The organism is Stenotrophomonas sp. 10L48 (assembly GCF_056395105.1).
Genome location: NZ_JBFTIX010000010.1, coordinates 136,076 through 154,073 on the forward strand (window position 1 = coordinate 136,076; position 17,998 = coordinate 154,073).

The 17,998-nt window shown below is 67.2% G+C and carries 17 protein-coding genes; 9 read left to right on the forward strand and 8 right to left on the reverse strand.

All coding sequences use genetic code 11. The features are described from left to right. The first annotated feature begins 223 nt into the window (after nucleotides 1–223). Genes AC1DCU_RS16875 through AC1DCU_RS16885 form a run of 3 tightly spaced genes read left to right on the forward strand, consistent with a single transcriptional unit; the run spans nucleotide 224 to nucleotide 2,620 of the window. Complete coding sequence (locus AC1DCU_RS16875) at nucleotides 224–1,483, forward strand: sensor histidine kinase (protein ID WP_032977067.1); 1,260 nt, start codon at nucleotides 224–226, stop codon at nucleotides 1,481–1,483. Then, nucleotides 1,473–2,243, forward strand: a complete 771-nt coding sequence (locus tag AC1DCU_RS16880) for a LytR/AlgR family response regulator transcription factor (protein ID WP_032977066.1) — start codon at nucleotides 1,473–1,475, stop codon at nucleotides 2,241–2,243. Before AC1DCU_RS16875 ends, AC1DCU_RS16880 begins: the two co-directional genes overlap by 11 nt. 32 nt (nucleotides 2,244–2,275) lie before the next feature. Beyond that, nucleotides 2,276–2,620 (forward strand): hypothetical protein, encoded by a 345-nt coding sequence (locus AC1DCU_RS16885; protein ID WP_442251700.1) that lies wholly within the window; start codon nucleotides 2,276–2,278, stop codon nucleotides 2,618–2,620. Between the two features lie 39 nt (nucleotides 2,621–2,659). Here AC1DCU_RS16885 and AC1DCU_RS16890 read toward each other — a convergent pair whose 3' ends face one another. Next, nucleotides 2,660–3,274 carry a hypothetical protein gene (locus tag AC1DCU_RS16890; protein WP_025878393.1) on the reverse strand — a complete coding sequence of 205 codons (615 nt, stop codon included), beginning with the start codon at nucleotides 3,272–3,274 and terminating at the stop codon, nucleotides 2,660–2,662. A gap of 309 nt (nucleotides 3,275–3,583) precedes the next feature. Between AC1DCU_RS16890 and AC1DCU_RS16895 the strand changes: the two genes are divergently transcribed. Further along, complete coding sequence (locus tag AC1DCU_RS16895) at nucleotides 3,584–4,513, forward strand: oxygenase MpaB family protein (RefSeq protein WP_032977064.1); 930 nt, start codon at nucleotides 3,584–3,586, stop codon at nucleotides 4,511–4,513. A gap of 134 nt (nucleotides 4,514–4,647) precedes the next feature. On the opposite strand, the gene AC1DCU_RS16900 is transcribed toward AC1DCU_RS16895, so the two are convergent. Further along, entirely contained in the window at nucleotides 4,648–6,759 is a 2,112-nt protein-coding gene (locus AC1DCU_RS16900; protein WP_442251698.1) for a M13 family metallopeptidase, read from the reverse strand. A gap of 174 nt (nucleotides 6,760–6,933) precedes the next feature. Here AC1DCU_RS16900 and AC1DCU_RS16905 point away from each other — a divergent pair, with 174 nt between their 5' ends. Next, nucleotides 6,934–9,996: a bifunctional diguanylate cyclase/phosphodiesterase gene (locus tag AC1DCU_RS16905; protein ID WP_032952063.1), complete on the forward strand. Its 3,063-nt coding sequence runs from the start codon at nucleotides 6,934–6,936 to the stop codon at nucleotides 9,994–9,996. A 43-nt stretch (nucleotides 9,997–10,039) separates the two neighbouring features. Here the strand turns inward: AC1DCU_RS16905 and AC1DCU_RS16910 are convergent, their stop codons facing one another. After that, nucleotides 10,040–10,921 carry a LysR family transcriptional regulator gene (locus AC1DCU_RS16910; RefSeq protein ID WP_025878397.1) on the reverse strand — a complete coding sequence of 294 codons (882 nt, stop codon included), beginning with the start codon at nucleotides 10,919–10,921 and terminating at the stop codon, nucleotides 10,040–10,042. A gap of 94 nt (nucleotides 10,922–11,015) precedes the next feature. Here AC1DCU_RS16910 and AC1DCU_RS16915 point away from each other — a divergent pair, with 94 nt between their 5' ends. From AC1DCU_RS16915 to AC1DCU_RS16925, 3 genes are all read left to right on the forward strand, one after another. Next, nucleotides 11,016–11,426, forward strand: coding sequence for a DoxX family protein (locus AC1DCU_RS16915; protein ID WP_025878398.1), 411 nt, complete (start codon nucleotides 11,016–11,018; stop codon nucleotides 11,424–11,426). 43 nt (nucleotides 11,427–11,469) lie between these two features. Further along, nucleotides 11,470–12,279: a dioxygenase family protein gene (locus AC1DCU_RS16920; RefSeq protein ID WP_442251696.1), complete on the forward strand. Its 810-nt coding sequence runs from the start codon at nucleotides 11,470–11,472 to the stop codon at nucleotides 12,277–12,279. A gap of 237 nt (nucleotides 12,280–12,516) precedes the next feature. Further along, nucleotides 12,517–14,160 (forward strand): Na+/H+ antiporter, encoded by a 1,644-nt coding sequence (locus AC1DCU_RS16925; protein WP_025878400.1) that lies wholly within the window; start codon nucleotides 12,517–12,519, stop codon nucleotides 14,158–14,160. 78 nt (nucleotides 14,161–14,238) lie between these two features. Here the strand turns inward: AC1DCU_RS16925 and AC1DCU_RS16930 are convergent, their stop codons facing one another. Further along, nucleotides 14,239–14,487 (reverse strand): DUF3297 family protein, encoded by a 249-nt coding sequence (locus AC1DCU_RS16930; protein ID WP_025878401.1) that lies wholly within the window; start codon nucleotides 14,485–14,487, stop codon nucleotides 14,239–14,241. Nucleotides 14,488–14,577: 90 nt separating this feature from the next. Here AC1DCU_RS16930 and AC1DCU_RS16935 point away from each other — a divergent pair, with 90 nt between their 5' ends. Then, on the forward strand, nucleotides 14,578–15,120 hold the full coding sequence (locus tag AC1DCU_RS16935; RefSeq protein ID WP_032977058.1) for a DUF6630 family protein: 543 nt from the start codon (nucleotides 14,578–14,580) through the stop codon (nucleotides 15,118–15,120). Nucleotides 15,121–15,166: 46 nt separating this feature from the next. Here the strand turns inward: AC1DCU_RS16935 and AC1DCU_RS16940 are convergent, their stop codons facing one another. The 4 genes from AC1DCU_RS16940 to motA form a co-directional block, all read right to left on the reverse strand. Beyond that, nucleotides 15,167–15,442 (reverse strand): DUF4031 domain-containing protein, encoded by a 276-nt coding sequence (locus AC1DCU_RS16940; protein ID WP_025878403.1) that lies wholly within the window; start codon nucleotides 15,440–15,442, stop codon nucleotides 15,167–15,169. Nucleotides 15,443–15,455: 13 nt separating this feature from the next. Beyond that, nucleotides 15,456–15,965: a hypothetical protein gene (locus AC1DCU_RS16945; RefSeq protein WP_032977057.1), complete on the reverse strand. Its 510-nt coding sequence runs from the start codon at nucleotides 15,963–15,965 to the stop codon at nucleotides 15,456–15,458. A gap of 134 nt (nucleotides 15,966–16,099) precedes the next feature. After that, entirely contained in the window at nucleotides 16,100–17,074 is a 975-nt protein-coding gene (gene motB, locus AC1DCU_RS16950) for a flagellar motor protein MotB (protein ID WP_032977055.1), read from the reverse strand. Between the two features lie 3 nt (nucleotides 17,075–17,077). Continuing rightward, nucleotides 17,078–17,932 (reverse strand): flagellar motor stator protein MotA, encoded by an 855-nt coding sequence (motA, locus tag AC1DCU_RS16955; protein WP_012509934.1) that lies wholly within the window; start codon nucleotides 17,930–17,932, stop codon nucleotides 17,078–17,080. Nucleotides 17,933–17,998: the final 66 nt, after the last annotated feature.

Genomic DNA, 17,998 nt, shown 5'->3' on the forward strand with positions numbered 1-17,998 from the left:
GTGCCTGGTAGTGCCGGCCGCTGGCCGGCAACCCGGTGATGCCTGGTAGTGCCGGCCGCTGGCCGGCAACCCGGTGATGCATCTGGAAGCAATGGGGAGCCGGCCAGCGGCCGGCGCTACCAGAACCGGTTCCATCCACCCTTTCCCGGTCTTCGTCGCACATCGCTTGTTTGCCCGAAGGGCCGCTCTATGCTCGGCTCACCCCTTCCACCAAGGCGCCGCCGTGATCGCCAGCTTCTCCCTCATCATCCGTCATCTGCTGGCCTGGGCCGCGGCGCTGTTCGTTGCCGGCATGGTCTGGAGTGGCATCTTCAGCGGCATGAACGACGGCCCAGGCTGGGTGTTCGGGCTGCTGGTGATGTTCCTGATGATCTCCGCGCTGGGCAGCGCGATCACTCACGTGCGCCGGGTCTGGCTGGTGGCCGGTCGCCTCGATGGCGCCACCTTGTCCGGCCGCCAGCGCCGGCAGATCGAACTGCCGATGGATGCCGGCCAGGCCTTCGCAGTGGTCGAGGCTGCCGTCGGCGAACTGCCGCGGGTGGAAGAGGTGGAGAGTTCTGCTGGCAGTCTGCAGGTACGTGCCTATGTGCGGCGCGTCGACCTGTGGAACGGCCGGCAACCGTCGCGCTGGAACCTGCCGGCGCGGCTGGCGATCAAACGCAACAGTGTGCTGGCCACGGTAACGCCGGGGCAGGGCACCAGCACGGTGACCCTGCTGTTCGAACCGGACGCCGGCTGGTGGGCCGATCTGCTGGCACTGGATGAAGGCAGCAACTATGAGAACGCCGAAGCGGTGACCCGTGCGATCAGTCGCCGTGTGGCTGACCAGCGCCGCGACGAGCAGGCCGCTGCCGAACAGACCCAGGTGGAAAAGGAACTGTCGGTCGCGCGCTTGAACCTGCTGCACGCGCAGGTCGAGCCGCACTTCCTGTACAACTCGCTGGCCAATGCGCAGGTGCTGACCCGCACCGACCCGGCGCGCGCCGAGCAGATGCTCGGCCACCTGATCCAGTACCTGCGCAGTTCGCTGCCGCAGGTGGACGAATCGGTTTCCACGCTGGGCGTGGAGCTGGAACGTACCCGCGCCTATCTGGAAATCCTGCGCATCCGCATGGGCGCACGGCTGGCGGTGGAAGTGCAGGTGCCCACCGAGCTGCACGAAGTGAAGATGCCGGCGATGGCGCTGCAGACCCTGGTCGAGAATGCGATCAAGCACGGCCTGGAGCCCAAGCCAGGCGGCGGCACGATCTGGATTCTCGCGCGTGGTTTCGATGACCATGTCACCGTGACGGTCGCCGACGATGGGCTCGGTTTCGGACAGGGCACCAGCGGCACCGGCATCGGCCTGAAGAACCTGCGCGAGCGCCTGCGCTTGACCTGCGGCGAGCAGGCCGGAGTGGCGATCGTGGCCAATTTCCCCAGTGGTGTAGCCGCTACCATGACCCTGCCGCAGTCGGCCAAGGAGCCCAGCCATGCCGCTTGAAGCGCTGATTGCCGAAGACGAGGAGCTGCTGCGGCACTCGCTGGTCGAGCAGCTCGGGCGGCTGTGGCCGGAGCTGAAGCTGGTGGCCGAATGCGAGGACGGTGCCAGTGCGCTGGAACAGCTGGCCGAGAAGCAGCCGGACATCGCCTTCCTCGACATCCGCATGCCCGGCATCAGCGGCATCGAAGTGGCGCGGTCATTGGCCGAACTGAGCCCGCGCACGCAGGTGGTGTTCGTCACCGCCTACGACCAGTACGCCATCGATGCTTTCGAGCAGGGCGCGATGGATTACCTGCTCAAGCCGGTCAGTGACGAACGGCTGCTGGCCACGCGCGATCGCATTCTTTCGCGGCTGCCATCCGCGCGCCAGGACGATGCGGTGCTGGAGCGCCTGCTGCAGCGCCTGGGTGCAGGCCCGGTCGCCAACGACCGGCCGCCCCTGGCCTGGATCACCGCCAGCAATGGCCGCGATACGCAGCTGATCATGCTCGACGATGTGATCTATTTCCGTGCTGACAACAAGTACACCACGGTGGTCACTGCCGCCGGCGAAAGCCTGCTGCGCACACCGCTGCGCGAGCTGCTGGAAGTGCTCGATCCGCTGCACTTCCGCCAGGTGCATCGCTCCACCATCGTCAACATGAAGGCGGTAGCAGCCGTCAGCCGCGACGATACCGGCCGTGGCGTGCTGCGCCTGCGCCAGCGTGCCGAAACCCTGGTGGTCAGCCAGCCGTTCATGAGTCTGTTCCGCGGCATGTAGCCGCAGCCATTGCCATCCACCGAGGAACGAACATGCGCCGTATCCTGCTTGTAGGTCTCGCCGTGCTGGCCATCGCCGGCTGCGAAAAGTCCAGCAACACGTCGATCACCCGCACCAATGCCAATGGCGTGGACACGCTGTACAGCAAGAGCACGGTGGTCGATGGCGTGGCGCGTTTCGAATGCATCGCCAGCAGCAGTGGCCAATGCCATTACCTGGTGCTGGCGCCGGGCTGCAGCACCGACACCGCTTGCGCGAAGCCGCCGCTGCGCCGGTTCGCGGTGGCCGCAGGCAAGACCGAGCAGGTCAGTGGCCTGCCGAAGGACTTCCGCCAGTGCGTCAGCGACGTGCAGAAAGAACAATGCCACCGTGACTGAGCACGGTGGCATTGTGGCTCCCCCCGGATTGCGTTCGGCTCAGTAAGCGGGCTGCAGCGTCATGTCGTGATGGTGTTCGGTTTCACCGACATGATTCAGGCGACCCACCAGTTCGGAGTGCTGCTTCATGCGCCCGATCTCGGTCATGATGCGGATGTCCTCGTGGCGCAGCTCGCGCTTGGCGGTGACCGCCTGCTTGTAGTCCAGCACTTCCGGATAGTGTTCAGCCAGGTCCAGCGCTTCGGCCACGTGCTCGACGCTGTCGGCCTTGGAGGTGATGCGCGCGCGGCTGTTGAAGGCCTTCATCCAGCGTTCGAAGCCCGCTGTGCGGTCGAACATGTTGGCCATGAACCAGATCACGAACAGGATCGAGATCCACGAGCCGAACACCACGACCACGCGGGTGAAGGTGATGTGGTAATCGTCGCGCCACAGGTAATTGGTGATCAGGCCGAGGATCAGCAGCGAAGCTGCCTGCCATCCGACGATCGAAGTGATCAGCCATTGGCACTTGGCCTGGGCCAGCACCGCCACTTCATCGCGGATCTGCTGTTCGCTGAGGCTGCGCCAGTGCGCGACCTGTTTTTCGAACGGGCTGCTGTAGAGCTCGTTGTCGCGAAGCAGTAATCCCAAACCCTTGAACAAAGCAATCATGGCTGGCTCCTTGTGGAACGTGCGGCGATCTGCAGTGGACGGTGTGGCGGGTTCAGTTCTAGCACTTCCAGCGAGCGGTGCAATGGCCTCAAGGCCACGCGGCACAAGGGTTCTGTCTGAACAGGTGAATATTGTTGCGACGCAGCATTGCCCGCGTGGCCTGCGACAAGATGTCGCAGGGTGAAATGTGCTGCGCGCGCACATGAAACCGACGCTGAGCGGATGGGCTCGCTGTGCCGGTCGTGATCGACCAGAATCGGGGTGGACCGCGCAGGACGTGGTCCGTCCCTCCGCCGATCTGGACCCGTGATGCCGCCGTTGCTGCACCGTCTTTCCCGCCCCGTCACCGCGCCGATCCGGCGCTGGGTCCTGGATGCGTTTCCGCGTGGCCAGAGCGGCATCGACTACGACCATCCACTGGGCGATCCCGGCTGGTTCGGGCCGGACAGCGTCACCTGGCGGATGCACGCTGAGCTGCCCTCGATGCTGGCCGGCGGTCTGTGTGCGCTGATGCTGCAGACGCTGCATCCGCGCGCGCTGGCCGGTGTCTACGATCATTCCAATTTCCGCCAGGACCTGGTCGGCCGCCTGCGCCGTACCACTGCTTTTGTGGCCGGCACCAGCTACGCGCCGGCGCGCGAGGTGGAAGCGCTGGTGGCCAAGGTGCGGCGCATCCACGCGCAGGTTCGCGGGCATACCGCGCAGGGTGAGCCGTATGCCGCCGATGATCCGCACCTGCTGACGTGGGTGCACGTGACCGAGGCCTACGGCTTCCTGCAGGGCTATCGCCGCTACGGGCGCGAGGTGCCTGCCGCGATCGCCGACCGCTATTACGACGAGTACCGCTGCGTGGCCGAAGCGCTGGGCGCGGCGGACGTACCACGCAGTGCAGCGGAAGTGGATGCGTATTTCTGTGCACGGCAGCCGGAGCTGGTGGTGGACGAACGCTCACGCGAAGTGTTGCAGGTGCTGTCCGGCGTGCGCCTGCCGGTGCCGGTGCCCGGCCTGTCGCGCGAGATCTTCCTCGGTGCCGGTGCCGCGCTGCTGCCGGAGTGGGCCGAGGGCATGCTAGAGCGCAGCACGCGCCAGCGTGCGCAGGCCGCAGCTTCGGCGAAGCTGATGCAGGGCATGGCGCCGCTGTTCCGCCGCGCGCTGCCCGACGGCCTGGCGAGCCGCGCCTGCGCCCGCGTGGGTGTGCCGGTGGAATCGTTGCGCGAGTGGCCGGCATTGCCCCGGTAGGCGCCGACCTTGGTCGGCGCGCCTTGCCGCGGTGCCCATCCATGCGATGCGTGGATGCCGGAAGAACGCCAACCAAGGTTTGCGTCTACCCATGGAAATAAAACGGGCGCCTTTCGGCGCCCGTCTGCGTTACATCACCACACCTTGACCCGCTTGTCCGGGGCCAGGTACAGCTTCTGGCCTTCCTTCACTTCAAACGCCGGGTACCAGGCGTCGATGTTGCGCACCGTCAACGCGCGGAACTGGCCCGGTGCATGCACGTCGGTCAGCAGCGAATTGCGCAGCGCCTGCTCGCGGCTCTTGCTGCGCCAGGCCTGGGCGAAGCCGAGGAAGAAGCGCTGGTCCGGGGTGAAACCTTCCAGGGTCTGGCCCGGCTTGCCCTGCAGCGACAGCTGGTAGGCGTCGTAGGCGGTACCCAGGCCGGCGACATCGGCGATGTTCTCGCCCAGCGTCAGCTTGCCGTTCACATGTACACCCGGGAACGGCTCGTAGCTGCTGAACTGCGCGGCCAGTGCATCGCCGGCTGCGTTGAACTGCTTGAGGTCTTCGGCCGTCCACCAGTTGTGCAGCTTGCCGGTGTCGTCGAACAACGCACCGGCGTTGTCGAAGCCATGGCTGATTTCGTGGCCGATCACCGCGCCGATCGCACCGTAGTTCACTGCGTCGTCGGCGGCACCGTCGAAGAACGGCGGCTGCAGGATCGCCGCCGGGAACACCAGGCGGTTTTCCAGCGGCACGTTCATCGCGTTGATGGTCTGCGGCAGCATCGCCCACTCGCTGTGGTCGACCGGCTTGCCCAGCTTGGCGATGTTGCGCTGGTACTCGAACAGCTCGGCGCGCTGCGCATTGCCCAGCGGATCATCACGACGGATGTCCAGGCCGGTGTAGTCGCGCCACTTGTCCGGATAGCCCATGCCCACGGTCAGGCCGGCCACCTTGGCCTTGGCGCTGGCCTTGGTCTGCGGCGACATCCAGGCCAGTGCATCGATGCGCTTGGCGAAGGCGGCGATGATGTTCTTGGCCATCTCGTCGGCACGTTCCTTGGTCTTCGCATCGAAGTGCTTTTCGACGTAACGCTTGCCGATGGCCTCGCCGACGGCATGGTTGGCGTCATCCACGGCACGCTTCCAGCGGTCGCTTTGCTGCGGCGTACCGCTCAGCGCGGTGCCGTGGAAGGCGAAGCGCGCATCGGCGAACTTCTTCGGCAGGTAGGCAGCGGCGCGGTCCAGCGCGTGGAAGGTCATGTAGTCCTTCCAGGCATCCAGCGGCTCGGTGGCCACCAGCTTGGACAGGCCGGCCACGGCCTTGGGCTGCCACACGATGAAGTCCTGCTGCTGGCCAAGCTTGGCGGCGTCCAGGAACGCGGCCCAGTCCATGCCCGGGGCCTTGGCGTTGAAGTCGGCCTGGGTCCAGGGGTTGGCGCCCTTGGTCACGTCATTGGTTTCTTCCTGCGTGGCATGCGCCTGGGCGATCTTCGTTTCCAGGGCGAGGATGCGCTGCGCCTTGCCGGCCGGGTCGGCCACGCCGGCCAGCTGCAGCACCTGCGCGATGTAGGCCTGGTACTGCTTGCGCAGGTCGGCCATGCGGCCACCGCCCAGGTAGAAATCGCGGTCCGGCATGCCCAGGCCGCCCTGCACCAGGTACGGCGCGGTACGGTCCGGCTGCAGCAGGTCCACCGACACCCACAGGCCGAACAGGCGGTCGGTGTAGAAGTTGGTGGCATTGAGCAGGTCGACGTCGGCGCGCACGTCGCCGCCGAGGGCGCGGGCCAGGCCGGCCTTGTCGGCGATCGCATCGATGTTCTTCAGCTGCGGCTGCACCGGTGCCAGGCCGCGCTGCTCGATGCCGGCCTCGTCCATGTAGGCGGCGTAGTAGTCGCCGATCAGCTTGTCTTCGCCGCTGGCCTGGGCGTTGCCGGCAGCGCCTTCCAGGATCGCGCGGGTGTCGGCCTGGGTCTTCTCGGCAATCACGTTGAAGCTGCCGAAGCGCGAGCGGTCGGCCGGAATCTCGGTGTTCTTCACCCAGCTGCCGTTGGCGAAACCGAAGAAGTCGTCACCGGCGGCGATGCTGCGGTCCATGCCACTGGCATCGAAACCAAAGCTGCCCAGCATCGGCTTGGCGGCAGCGGGGGGCGCCTCGGCCGGTGCGGCGGTGCCGGCGGCCGGATCGGCCGGGCGGTCGCAGGCGGCCAGGGACAGGCTGGCAACGATGGCCAGTGCCAGGGTGGGGCGGCGCAGCTTGGACATGGACTTCTCTTGCGGCGGAAAACTCCAAGTCTAATCCGCTGCGGGCCGGCTGGACGTGCTCGACAGGGCCAGCACTGTGCGTGATCTGGCTGAACACGCCGCAGCGATCTTCACGCGGTCACCGGCGTGGTGCATGCTGCGGGCTGGATGTCTGCAGCACCCGGGGGAGGGCGCATGCAGGACGGGTCGAGGCGTCAAGAATGGCGTCCGCCGGCCGTTGAGGTCGGGGATGTGGAGGAATCGTTCGCGCATGAAGCCAGCCGACTGCACAGGGAAGACCGACCGATGCCGGCGCTGAGACACGCGCTGGCCCGGCCGTTGCGTGCCATTACCTGGGGCGGCGTGGTGCTGGGCGTGCTGCTGGCGGCAGGCCTGGCCGCGATGCTGGCCAACGATTACCAGCGCCGGCTGGAAGCCGCGCAGCGGCAGAGCCGGGCGCTGGCGATAGGCAGCGAGCGCCTGCTGGCACTGGAGCTGCGCAACCTGGAACGGGCGATGGCCGGCATCGCCGCCGATGCCGCCGAGCTGTTCCGCACGGTGCCTGCGCAGGCGCCCGCGCTGCTGGACGCCGCCATAGCCGGCGTGCTGCGCCGGCACGCCGAACTGCACAGCATTGTCGTGCTCGATACCTATGGCCGCGCCCTGACCGCCGGCAAGGGCGACCTGCAGCTGCCACTGTGGACCGATCCGCAGCGACGCGGGCAGGGAAGTGCGCTGTACATCGGGCCGCCGCAGCGTGCCAGCGACGGTGGCTGGGTGGTGCCGCTGGCGCTGCCGATGGCTGGCGATCGCTGGCTGCTGGCACGGCTGCGCTGCGGCGAACTGCAGCGGATCGTGGGCGGTCTCGATGTGGGGCCCAGTGGTCTGGCCTCGATCAGCGACGCCGATGGCTACATGCTGGCCCGTGTCCCCGATCCGCACGGCACCGTCGGCCGCCGTTACACGCTGCCGGCACGCACGCTGCTGGGCCGGCAGGCAGTGGTCGAGCTGGGCAGCATTCCCGGCGCGGTGGACCAGATACCGCGCATCTCCACCATCAGCACCCTTGAGCGCAGTCCACTGGCGGTGCAGGTCGGCCTGGCAAACGAAGATGTGCTGAAGCCGTGGTGGCCGTATCTGCAGGCGGCGATTGCCATCATGCTGGCCTACGTGGCGCTGCTGCTGGTGCTGCTGTACGCGGTGCGCCGCAGTACGCACCGGCAGCAGTCGATGGCCGAAGAGCTGCGCACCGGCCACGCCGAGCTGCGCCTGGCCCATCAGGTGGGCCGCGTATGCACCTGGTATGTCGACGAAGACGCTGCGCTGCTGCGCTGGTCACCGCTGGCGCGCGAGATCTTCGGCGTGCAGACCGATGCGCTGCCGGTGGCCGAATTCTTCGCCCGCGTGCACCACGATGACAGCGCACGCATGCAGCAGGCTTTCGATCAGGCCTTCGCCGGCAACGCTGTACTCGACGAAGAATTCCGCCTGGTGCTGCCCGGCGGTGCCGTGCGCTGGGTTGCCGCGCGTGGCCAGCGGGTAGCGGTGGTCGATCGGCAGCGGCGCATGATCGGCGCACTGACCGACCTCAGCGAGCGCTACCAGGCACGCGAGCAGATGCGCCAGGTTGAACGCCGCTTCCGCCTGTTGTTCGATCGCAACCCCGCGCCGTTCTGGGTGTTCGATCCGGACACCTTGCGCTTCATCGAGGTCAACGAGGCGGCCGTGCAGCAGTACGGCTACAGCCGCGATGAATTCCTGGCGATGAGCATCCTCGACATCCGCCCACGCGAGGGCTGGGACGAGGTCAAGGGCGCGATCGCGCAGGTGCGCAGTGGTGAACTGCAGGACGCTGCGGTGCGCCTGCACCAGCGCAAGGATGGCACGGTGTTCGAAGTGCGCGTGCACCTGTCGCAACTGGATTTCGATGGCCAGCCCGCGTGCCTGGTGCTGGCCGAGGATGTCAGCGAGCGGCTGGCCTACGAGCGCGACCTGGCCTATCACGCACGCCACAACCCGGCCACCGGCCTGCTCAACGTGCGCGCACTGAGCGAACAGCTGGACGAGCAGGCCGGCGCCTACACCATCGCCTATGTGCAGCTGCGCGGGCTGCAGCTGGTGGCCGATACGCTGGGCCGCGAGATCGGTGATGCGGTCCTGCAGTCGATGGCCTCGCGCCTGGGCGGGCTGGGCGCGCGCTTCGGCCTGCTGGCGTTCCAGCCGGCGGAGGATTTCGTGCTGGCGATCGCGCCGGAACACAACACCCAGCGCGTGCTGGACGATCTGCTGCAGATCGTCTCGGCACCGATGCGCGGCCAGGATTCGCTGCACCAGTTCGAACCCCGCATTGGTGTGGCCGTACATGACGCCGACGCAGGCCACAGTGCCGAACAGGCGATCGGCATGGCCGCGCAGGCGGCGCACGCGGCCCGCGCCGAAGGCAACGTGGTGGCCTGGTTCGATGCGGCGGTGACCATCCGCCTGGCCGACCGCCTGCGCCTGGCCGGGCGCATCCACGCGGCCATCGACAACGAATTCCAGCTGTACTTCCAGCCGATCCGGCACGCCAGCGATGGCAGCCCGGCGTCGCTGGAGGCGCTGCTGCGTTGGCCGCAGGCCGATGGCAGCTTCATCCCGCCCAGCGAGTTCATCCAGTTGTGCGAGGACACCGGCCTGATCCTGGCGTTGGGACGCTGGGTGATCCGCGCAGCGGCACAGGCGCAGCGGCGTCTGGTCGAAGCCGGCTGGGGCGAGCTGTCGATCGCAGTCAATGTGTCGGCGGTGCAGTTCTTCAACAGCGATCTGGTGGCCGAGTTTGCCCGCGCGCAGCAGGATTTCGGCCTGGCCCGTGGTGCACTGCACGTGGAACTGACCGAGAGCAGCCTGATGCGCAAGCCGGCACAGGCGATGCAGACCATGCAGCGCCTGCACGAGCAGGGCATCCGCGTGTCGCTGGACGATTTCGGTACCGGCTACTCGAGCATGTCCTACCTGCAGCACCTGCCGCTGGACGTCCTGAAGATCGATCGCAGTTTTGTGGCCGACGTGGAGACCAATCCGCGCAACGCATCGATCTGCCGGGCACTGCTGTCGCTGGGCCACAGCATGGGGCTGACGATCATCGCCGAGGGCGTGGAAACGCCGGGACAGCTGGACTGGCTGGCCGCGCATGGCTGCGACCAGGTGCAGGGCTACCTGCTGGGACGGCCGGCACCGCTGGAAAAGATCATCGCGCAGCTGGATGAGGTTGTCGCCTAGGCCGCGCTTCGCGCTCGCCGGGCCATGCCCGGCGGACGCACGCTTACACCCCGGTTTCCACCAGGTAGTCGATGAAGCTGCGCACCTTGGGGGCGAGATGGCTGCGGCTGGTGTAGACGGCGAAGATGCCGATCGGCTCAGCTTCCCATCCGGGCAGGATGCGCACCAGGCGGCCATCGGCCAGGGCCTCGTGCAACAGGAAGTCCGGCTGCAGGATCACGCCCATGCCGGCAATCGCCGCTTCGCGCAGGACGTCGCCATTGTTGGCGCGCAGCAGGGTGGTCACTGCAACCTTCACTTCGCCACCCGGTCCCTGCAGGGGCCAGTGGTCGCCGGCGGCCCAGTAGCTGTAGCCGAGGCAGGCGTGGGTCTGCAGATCCTCGGGGGCCTGCGGTGTTCCGTGTGCGGCCAGGTAGGCCGGTGCGGCACACAGGCTGATCCGCGATTGGCCCAGGCGCCGCGCGATCAGGCTCGGGCCCGGTTCGCGGGTGATGCGGATGGCCACGTCGTAGCCTTCTTCGACCATGTCCACCAGGCGGTCGGACAGCGCCAGGTCCAGTTCGACCTGTGGGAAGCGCTCGCGGTAACCGGCCAGCAACGGACCGAGGCGGGCGATGCCCCAGCTGACCGGTGCGTTGATGCGCAGCGTGCCGGACGGCTCCAGCGCCTGTGCGCCGATGCTGGCCTCAAGCGCATCGAACTCGGCCAGCAGGCGCACGCACTGGGCGTAGTAGGCGGCACCGGCGCTGGTCGGGCTGACCCGGCGGGTGGTGCGGTGGAGCAGGCGGGTGGACAGGCGCTTTTCCAGTGCGGCGACCTGGCGGGTGACACCGGCCGTGGACATGTCCAGCGCCTGTGCGGCGGCGCTGAAGCCGTTGCGTTCGACCACCGCGACGAACACGCGCATGGCATCCAGGGTGTCCATTGTTGCGCCTTATGAAATAAATACGGTCGATCAATCGTATTTATCGGCAATGGAGGGTGCAATAACCTGTGCCCTGTCCCTGCCGAGGTGCCCCATGAACGCTACCGCCGCCCCCCTGTCCCCGCTCGCCCCGTATGCCGCGACCCTGCTGCGGCTGGCCCTGGGCGTGTTGTTCCTGGTCCATGCGCTGACCAAACTGCTGGTGTTCACTCCGGCAGGTACCGCGGCCTTCTTCGAGTCGCTGGGCCTGCCCGGCGTGTTGGGCTACCTCACCATCGCCGTTGAACTGGCGATTTCCGCAGCGCTGCTGCTCGGCATCTACGCGCGCTGGATCGGCCTGCTCGGTGTGCCGCTGCTGCTGGGCACCATCGTGACGGTGCACGGCGCCAACGGTTTCAGCTTCGCCAATGCTGGCGGTGGCTGGGAATACCCGGCGTTCTGGGCGCTGGCCCTGGTCGTGCTGTTCCTGCTGGGCGATGGCCGCTGGACCCTGCGTTCGCGCTGAACGTCCCTTGGCCCGCTGTCTGTTCCTGTGATTGGAGAAGATCATGTCCCGCCTGCCTTCGCTGTACATCTCCCACGGCTCGCCGATGACCGCCCTGCATCCGGGGCAGGTCGGCGTGCGGCTGGCCGAGCTGGCCCGCGACCTGCCGCCCCCGCGTGCGATCATCATCGCCTCGGCGCATTGGCTGGCCCGGCAGCCGCTGGTCGGCAACCATCCGCAGCCGCCCACCCTCCACGATTTCGGCGGCTTCCCACGCGAACTGTTCGCGCTGCAGTACCCGGCGCCCGGTGATCCGGCGTTGGCTGAAGAGGTGGCGGGCCGCATCGCCGCCGCCGGCCTGCCGGTGGCACTCGATCCGCAACGTGGCCTCGACCACGGCGCGTGGGTGCCGCTGCGCCTGCTGCACCCGCAGGCCGACATCCCGGTGGTGCCGGTGTCGATCCAGCCGATGCTGGGCCCGCAGCATCAGTTCGCGCTGGGCCGTGCGCTGGCGCCGCTGCGCGAACAGGGCGTGCTGCTGATCGGTTCGGGCAGCATCACCCACAACCTGCACGACTGGGGCCACTACCAGGACGGCAAGCAAGCGCCCTACGTGCGCCCCTTCATCGACTGGGTGGAGCAGCGGCTGGCCGCCAATGACCGCGATGCCCTGTTCGACTACCGCCGGCAGGCACCGTTTGCCGAGCGTGCGCATCCCACCGATGAGCATCTGCTGCCGTTGTACTTTGCGATGGGTGCGGCGGGGGAGGGTGGCTTCGGTGCCAAGCGCATCGATGCGGGTGTCGATGCCGGCTTCCTGGCGATGGACCTCTACCGCTTCGATGGTGCCGACCGCGCTCAGGACGCGGCATGACCCCACCGCTGCTGCCAGGGCTGGAACGCCCTGCACAAGGACGCGTGCAGGGCCGGTTGGCAGTGGTGCATGACGACGTGCCAGCACGCCGGCCTGGATCGGGCGGCGCTTGCTGTCGCGGTCCTGACGCGCATTCAGATGGCTGGGCGCAGTGGCGGCCTGCTGTGTTAAGTTTTTTCCCGTCCCCCGGCGCACTCCGGTTTTTCCGGCCCCACGCGCCGCTCCTGTGGAAGAAGCATGCACACCATCGAAGTCGTCCTGGCGATGCTGGTGGCCGTTGTCGCCAGCGGTTACCTGGTTCGCGTCCTGCCATTCTCGTTGCCGTTGCCGCTGGTGCAGATCGGCCTCGGCGCGGTGATCGCCGGCGTATTCAACCGCGGCCATGCACTGGAACCGGAAGTGTTCTTCCTGCTGTTCCTGCCGCCGCTGCTGTTCCTCGATGGCTGGCGCATTCCCAAGCAGGGCCTGTTCCGCGACAAGGGCGCGATCCTCGAACTGGCGTTCGGGCTGGTGGTGTTCACCGTGATCGGCGCGGGCCTGCTGATCCACTGGATGATTCCGGTGATGCCACTGGCGGTGTGTTTCGCGCTGGCCGCGATCGTGTCACCGACCGACCCGGTGGCGGTCGGCGCGATCGCTGCCAAGGCACCGATTCCCAAGCGCCTGATGCACATCCTGGAAGGCGAGTCACTGCTCAACGATGCCTCCGGCCTGGTCTGCTTCCGCTTCGCGGTGGCGGCGGTGATGACCGGTACCTTCTCGTTGGCGACCGCCTCGCTGACCTTCGTGTGGGTGGCAGTAGCCGGCCTGGCCGTCGGCGTGGCGGTCACCCTGGGCGTGTCCACGTTCCAGCGCTGGCTGTGGCGCCGTTTCGGCGAAGAGCCGGGCGCGGCGATGCTGGTCAACCTGCTGATCCCGTTCGCGGCGTACCTGCTGGCCGAAGAGATCAATGCTTCGGGCATCCTTGCTGCGGTCGCAGCGGGTATTTCGATGAGCTACGTGGAAATGACCGGCCGTGTCTCCGGCAGCATGCGCGTGCAGCGTGCCGGCGTATGGAACATGCTGCAGTTCAGCTTCAACGGCATCATGTTCGTGCTGCTGGGCGAGCAGCTGCCGGGCATCGTCGAACGCGCCACCACCACCATGAACGAGAGCGGCCACCAGAGCGCATGGTGGCTGCTGGTGTACGTGCTGGTGATCAACGCGACGTTGATCGCGCTGCGCCTGCTGTGGGTGTGGCTGTCGCTGCGCTGGAACCTGCTGCGTGCGCGTCGCCGCGGCCTGGAGCGTGGCGAGGCACCGAACTGGCGCATCGTGGTGGCCACCTCGGTGGCGGGCGTGCGTGGTGCGATCACCCTGGCCGGCGTGCTGACGCTGCCATTGTTCCTGCCCGATGGCAGCCCGTTCCCGGCACGCGACCTGGTGATCTTCCTGGCTGCTGCGGTGATCCTGTGCTCGCTGGTCGGCGCCAGCGTGGCGCTGCCGCAGCTGTTGAAGGGCCTGCAGCTGCCGGCCGATTCGGGTGAGCGCAAGGAAGAGGATCTCGCCCGCAAGCTGTCCTCGAAGGCCGCGTTGGCGGGCGTGGAGCGCATGCGCCAGCAGCTGGTGCTGAACCAGAACACCGAGAACGTGCAGCTGTACAACGACGCCGCATCGCGGGTGAGCCTGCTGTATCAGCGGCATCTGGACCGCGACAACCCGGACGTGGACCCGGAAAAGGTGAACCGGATGGAGATGGGCTATCGCCAGCTGCGCAGCGCCGGGCTGAATGCCGAACGCGAGGAACTGTTCCGGCTGACCCGCCGCGGCGTGGTGTCGGACGAGATCGCACGGCGGCTGATCCGCAACCTCGACCTGCTGGAATCGCGCAAGCGCGAATAATCGTGAAGCAGCAGCGCCGGATCAGCCCGGCGGCGGCTGCCGGTGGGTGCGGACCTTGGTCCGCACACCTTTCAGCCCTTACTCCGGCTTCTGTTCCAGGAAATACGCCTCGACCTTGCCCTTGACCTTGATGGTCATCGGGTTGCCGCGACGGTCACGGGCCTTGCCGGCCTGCACGCGGATCCAGCCTTCGCTGACCGAGTATTCCTCGACGTTGTCGCGCTCGACATCGTTGAAGCGCACGCCGACGCCGCGCTCCAGGGCCTGCGCATCGTGGAAGGGGCTGGCCGGGTTGATCGCCAGGTGGTCGGGAGGGGTATCGCTCATCGCTTCATTCACAGTGACGGCCACCACGGCCGGCTTCAGCGGTACAGGATAAACCGTAGAATGCCCCCCTGCTCCCGAGGACGTTCCGCCATGCCTGACAACAGCGACTATTTCGACTTCGAGGAAGACGCCCACGATTTCGACGAGGACGACTTCGAGGCGCGGGTCTGGAACCTGCTCGTGCTGATCAACCCCGGTGACGAAGAGCTGGCCCTGCAGCAGTTCAACCGCTGGCGCGAGCATCTGTCCGAGGACGGCCAGCCGCTGGAAGCCGACAGCGACTGGCTGCCGGCGCTGTTCACGGCCATCGCCTGGCAGTCGGGCTTCGAGGTCGAGCGTGATGATTTCGATTCGCTGCAGTCGGCGGTGAACGAGCTGTCGGCGCGCTTCAACCTGCAGCTGGACTGGGGTGGCGACCTGGACGACGAGGATTTCGCCGCGGGCCTGGATGGGGTGCAGCTGATGAGCACCGCCTTCGACCGCCTGCGCGAGCACAACTACACGCTGTGGAGCGTGGATGCCGGCAACGACGGCTTCAGTGGCTGGATGGCGCTGACCCGCGATGACGACGCCCTGCTGGCGCTGTGCTCGCTGCTGAACGTGGAAGTGCGCCTGGGCAGCGACCCGTTCTGAGATTCACCGGTAGCGCCGGGCGCGGCCCGGTGCCACCTGTACCAGCCTAGGGCTGGTACTGCGCCCTGGCGTTGGCGATCACCGCCTTCACCTGCGCCCGGTCCACATGCCGGGAAATGGCGACCGCACCCAGCGCGAGTGCCTGCGCACGCAGCTCGGCGGTGACATCGTAATGCGCCCCGCTGGCCTTGTTCTGGAAGGCCCGTGGAGGAATGCCGAGCTGCGCCGCCATTGCGTGCAGCTCGGCCAGGGTATCGGCCATCAGGTGCGCCCAGCGCTGACCGCGCCAGGGATGCACCGCGTCATCGACGTAGACCGACACCGCCGCCGCCGGATCAGGCCTGCGGCTTGCCGTCGGCGTCGGCGGCCGGAGTGGCCTCGGCGTCGGCAGCGCCTTCGGCGCCGGCAGTGTCTGCAGCCGCTTCATCGGACGCTTCGCCTTCAGCGGCTGCATCTTCAGCCTGCTCGCTGGCGAACTCGGCCACCAGCTTGTCCAGGTATTCCTCGGCGGTCTGGCCCGCTTCTTCGGCCAGGGTGTCGAGCAGCTTCTGCATCAGCTCGGAATATTCCAGGGTGACCTTGCGGCCTTCGGCTTCCTGCACGTTGGACAGGTGCTTGAGCATGGCCAGCATCGGCACCGGGTTGTCGGCGTTGCCCATGGTCTGGCCGCCGATGGCCAGCAGCCACTCGCGGCCCTGCAGGCCGATGGCGGCCACGGCCTGGCCGTCTTCGTTGACCAGCACGGCATGGTTCTGCACCTGCTGCTGGGCGTTCAGACGGAGGAACGGACGCTTGGTCTGCTGCTTCTTGCGCTTGTCGCGCTTGGCCTTGGACAACTTGGACATGGGGGTGTGATCACCTGGAGTCGGAAAGACCGCCATTGTACTGGGTGCCGCGCTGCGCGCTCGCCGGGCATGGCCCGGCGCTACCCTGGTGCGTCCGGATGCGGTAGCGCCGGGCCATGCCCGGCGAAGACGGGTCAGAGGGCAGCGCCCTTTCCTGCGGAACGGGATCCGACCCCGGCCTCACCCTGCGCGGCCTGCACGTCCGGGTCCAGGGTGGTTGCCGACAGGCCTACCTGCGGCCCGGCGCCGGCCAGCGCAGCTTCCTCGGCGGCCTTGGTCATCACCACGATGCTGATGCGGCGGTTGATCGGGTTCTGCGGATCGGCCTTGTCAAACAGCACCGACGAAGACAAGCCGACCACGCGGGTGATCTTGCTGTCTTCCAGGCCGCCATCGATCAGCGCGCGGCGCGCGGCATTGGCACGGTCGGCGCTCAGTTCCCAGTTGCCGTAACCGCGCGCGGCCGAATAGGCGGTGATGTCGGTGTGGCCGGTCAGGCTGATCCGGTTCGGCACGTGGTTCAGGTACTCGGCCAGCTCATGCAGGATCTGCTGTGTGTACGGCTTCAGGGTGGCGCTGCCGAGGTCGAACATCGGCCGGTTCTGCTTGTCCACGATCTGGATGCGCAGGCCTTCCGGGGTCAGGTCCAGCAGCAGCTGGTCCTTGAACGGTTCCAGCGCCTGGCTGCGGCTGATCGCTTCCTGCAGTTCCTTCATCAGCGCTTCCAACTGCTGCTTGTCGCGCTGCTGCTCGTCCACCGGCTGCGGTATCGACTTCTGCTGGTTCTGGAAGGGATCGTTGCTGTTGCCGCGCGAAACATCGGTGGCGCCGCCGAGCTTGATCATCGAGGTGCTGGCACCGCCCGGCCCGGCCATGCCCGGCGCCGGCGTCGCGCTGGAGCCGACCAGCGGGCTGGGGTTGCGGAAGTACTCGGAAATGGCCGCGCGCTCGGGCTTGCTGGTGCTGGCCATCAGCCACAGCACCAGGAAGAAGGCCATCATCGCGGTCACGAAGTCGGCATAGGCCACCTTCCACGAACCGCCATGGTGGGCGGCGTGGCCGGCCTTCTTGACCCGGCGGACGATGACGGTGGGCTTGGTCTCGGCCATGGCTTACTTGACCGTCTTCAGGTGCTGCTCGAAGTCGGAGAACGCCGGGCGCACGTTCGACGGCAGCGTCTTGCGGGCGAACTCCAGCGCGATCTTCGGGTTGTAGCCGCGCAGGCAGGCCAGCAGGGCGGTCTTCACCGACTCGTAGATGCGGCTGTCCTGCTCGGCACGGGCTTCCATCGCCGAGGCCATCGGGCCGACGAAGCCATAGCCCAGCAGGATGCCGAGGAAGGTGCCGACCAGCGCGCCGGCCACGTGGCCACCCACTTCGACGATGTCGCCGCCGATCGAGCCCATGGTGATGACGATGCCCAGCACTGCCGCCACGATGCCGAAACCGGGCAGGCCGTCGGCGACCTTGGTCAGCACCTGCGACGGCGCCATCGCTTCGGCGTGGTGCTTTTCCAGCTCCAGCTCCAGCAGTGGCTCCAGCTCATGCGGCTCGATGTTGCTGCCGATCATCAGGCGCAGGCAGTCAGTGATGAAGTCGATCAGGTGGTGGTCGGCCTGCACCTTCGGGTAGTTGCCGAACAGCGCGCTTTCGGCCGGGCGCTCGACGTGGTCTTCCAGCGCCATGAAGCCTTCACGGCGGGCCTTGTTGAGCAGTTCGTAGACCAGGCTGAGGACGTCGATGTAGTCCTGCTGCTTGTAGCGCGGGCCCTTGAACACGCCGACCATGGCCTGCAGCGTCTGCTTGACCGTCTTGGCCGGGGTGCCGACCAGGAACGCACCCAGCGCGGCACCGCCGATGATGACCAGTTCGTAGGGCTGCCACAGCGCCCCAAGGCGGCCGTGTGCGCCGAGGTAGCCGCCCAGCACGCTGATGATGACGACCAGGAATCCAACGATGATGAGCATGGCGCGACGCAAGGAGGGGGGATATCTCCTTGTCGGCCTGACACCGGTGTTTCTGAAGAGGGAATT